Genomic DNA, 210 nt, shown 5'->3' on the forward strand with positions numbered 1-210 from the left:
GTGGAATCGGCCTGAGCGTCCCAGTCGATGTCACCGTCAGCCTCAGCCAACGCGACCACCTGCTGCTTGAGACGGGTCCACGTGCCGTCGGCAGCCCACCGGCGAAACCGTTCATGACTGGTCTTCCACGGCCCGTACCGCTCGGGCATGTCCCGCCACGGCGACCCGGTCCGCTTCACCCAGCAGATCCCGTTGATCACCTACCGGTGA

The 210-nt window shown here is 66.2% G+C and carries 1 pseudogene; it reads right to left on the bottom strand.

Annotated features, from left to right (window positions below):
* A pseudogene (locus ACFHWY_RS29010) lies at positions 1–200 on the bottom strand (transposase); the annotation flags it as partial.
* Positions 201–210 lie beyond the last annotated feature (10 nt).

This window comes from Micromonospora sp. LOL_024 (genome assembly GCF_048060415.1).
GTDB lineage: Bacteria > Actinomycetota > Actinomycetes > Mycobacteriales > Micromonosporaceae > Micromonospora.